At 71.0% G+C, this 2,283-nt stretch carries 4 protein-coding genes; all 4 read left to right on the top strand.

Annotation, left to right across the window (positions count from 1 at the left end):
- On the top strand, positions 1 to 347 hold a 347-nt coding region (locus AC27VN_RS39270), incomplete at its 5' end, for a helix-turn-helix transcriptional regulator (RefSeq protein WP_490880184.1).
- Positions 348 to 440: 93 nt separating this feature from the next.
- Positions 441 to 1,073, top strand: a complete 633-nt coding sequence (locus tag AC27VN_RS39265) for a CDP-alcohol phosphatidyltransferase family protein (RefSeq protein WP_093344709.1) — start codon at positions 441 to 443, stop codon at positions 1,071 to 1,073.
- A 28-nt stretch (positions 1,074 to 1,101) separates the two neighbouring features.
- On the top strand, positions 1,102 to 1,683 hold the full coding sequence (locus tag AC27VN_RS39260) for a glutathione S-transferase family protein (RefSeq protein WP_490880183.1): 582 nt from the start codon (positions 1,102 to 1,104) through the stop codon (positions 1,681 to 1,683).
- Between the two features lie 110 nt (positions 1,684 to 1,793).
- The coding region (locus AC27VN_RS39255; RefSeq protein ID WP_490880182.1) for a penicillin acylase family protein at positions 1,794 to 2,283 on the top strand (490 nt) is incomplete at its 3' end.

The raw sequence follows: 2,283 nt of genomic DNA, 5'->3' as shown, positions 1-2,283 counted from the left end.
CAGCACCCGCGGCGCCACCGTTGCCGTCGTCGCGCGAGCGCCAGCTGCTCGAGCGCGTGCGCCAACGGCTGCACGACGCGCCCGAGGAACACCACACGCTCGAGGCGCTGGCCCGCCTCGCCTGCATGAGCCAGAGCACGCTGCGCCTGAAGTTCCGCGCCGCCTACCAGTGCTCGGTCTTCGAATGGCTGCACGAGCGCCGGATGGCGCTCGCGCGCGAACGGCTGGCGCAGGGCCTGAGCGTGCAGGAGGCCGCGCAGCTCGTGGGCTACCGCCACGCGACGAACTTCGCGACCGCCTTCCGCAAGCGCTTCGGCGTGGCGCCGAGCGGGCGCGAACGCCGCTGACGCCGTCCGCGCCCGCGCGTCGGAGCGCGACTACATCGGGGCCTCGGCGCTTCGGTTAAGGTTCGGCGCATTTCCGCAGTTCCAGAAGGCTCCATGAACCGCCCCGCTCCCGTGCGCAAGCACTTCTCGATGATCCGCGGCTTCCACCTCGCCGACGTGTTCACGCTCGGCAACGCGGCCTGCGGCGTGGGCGGCGTGTTCCTCGCGATGGCCTACATGGCGAGCCAGTCGCTCACCCACTTCTACTGGGCCGCCGCGCTCGCGCCCGCGGCCTTCGTGTTCGACGTGTTCGACGGCCGCATCGCGCGCTGGCGCCAGACCCATTCGGCGCTCGGGCGCGAGCTCGATTCGCTGGCCGACATCATCTCCTTCGGCGTGGCACCGGCCGCGCTGGGCTTCGCGGCCGGGCTCGACGGCGGCTGGGACTGCGTGGCGCTGGTCTATTTCGTCTGCTGCGGCGTGAGCCGGCTCGCGCGCTTCAACGTCACGGCCGAATCGCTCTCGGCCGGTGGCGACAAGGTCAAGTACTTCGAGGGCACGCCGATCCCGACCAGCGTGGTGCTGGTCGGCGTGCTCGCCTGGGCCGCCTCGCAGGGCCGCCTGGGCGACGCGCTGTGGGGCGGCGCCTGGAGCGTGGGCCCGTGGCAGCTGCATCCGATGGCGCTGCTGTTCGCGCTCTCGGGCACGCTGATGATCAGCAAGACGCTGCGCATCCCGAAGTTCTGAGCCAGACAACCCCAAGGAAGACACCCTCATGACCATGAAGCTGTATTTCGACCCGCACAGCCGCGCGCAGGTCGCCAAGTGGATGCTCGACGAGGCCGGCGTGGACTACGAGATCGTGCCCACGCTGCTGCGCGAGAAGGCGCACAAGACGCCCGAGTTCCGCAAGATCAACCCCGCCGGCAAGCTGCCCGCGCTGGTCGACGGCCGCACGCGGCTGTTCGAGAACGCGGCCATCTGCCTCTACATCGCCGAGAAGTACCCCGCGAAGAAGCTGGCCCCGCCCGTGGGCACGCCCGAGCGCGGCCGCTTCCTGTCGCTGATGGTCTATTCGACCGCGCAGCTCGAGCCCGCGATGGGCGACAGCATGCTCAAGCTGCGCAGCAACAACAGCGCGCGCGGCTGGACCGACTTCGAGGAGGCCAAGGACGCGGTCGAGCGCGAGCTCGGCGACGGCCCCTACCTGTTCGGCGCGCAGTTCACCGCGGCCGACGTGATGATCGGCTCGATGTTCATCTACCTGCGCGCCTTCGGTGGCCGTTCCAACCGGCCCCGGATCGACGCCTACGTCAACCGGCTGCAGGCACGCCCGAAGGGCATGCGCTTCGGCTGAAGCGAGACGTTCCGGCGCCGGCTGCCGCGCCGGCGACAGGTGGCGCGGCAGAGGCGGGCCTACGCTCGGTCCCCCGCTGTTTTCCAACGAAGGCTTCGCGCCGCACCACCATGCACAACACCAAGAGACAGGCAGCCACCCTTCCCCTTTCCCTGCTCGCCGCCGCCCTGCTGCTCGCGGGCTGCGCCAGCGCCCCGCCGCCCTCGGGGCGCGCGGTCACGATCGAGCGCACCACCTACGGCATCGCCCACGTCACCGCGCCCGACTACGAAGGCCTGGCCTTCGGCGCCGCCTACGCGCATGCGCAGGACAACGTCTGCCAGACCGCGGAGCACCTGGTGACGATGCGCGGCGAGCGTTCGCGCTTCTTCGGCGCGCAGGAGCGCGGCGCCTTCGGCCTGGGCCTGATGCCCAACGCGCAGATCGACCTGTTCGTGCGCTACCACATGGACGACGCCGCGCTCGCGCGCGCCGGTGCCACCACCAGCGCCGAGGTGCAGACCATGATGCGCGGCTACGTGGCCGGCTACAACCGCTACCTGCAGGACGCCGGCCCCAACGGCCTGCCCGCGGCCTGCCGCGGCAAGCCCTGGGTACGGC

Source organism: Variovorax sp. 20P10.2.4 (assembly GCF_058244205.1).
The sequence above is the reverse complement of the archived record's forward strand: the minus strand, read 5'-3'. Positions and strand labels throughout refer to the sequence as shown.

Bases quoted from the DNA above. Each gene is read 5' to 3' on its own strand.
- AC27VN_RS39265 (WP_093344709.1), top strand. From the start codon at position 441: ATGAACCGCCCCGCTCCCGTGCGCAAGCACTTCTCGATGATCCGCGGC.
- AC27VN_RS39260 (WP_490880183.1), top strand. From the start codon at position 1,102: ATGACCATGAAGCTGTATTTCGACCCGCACAGCCGCGCGCAGGTCGCC.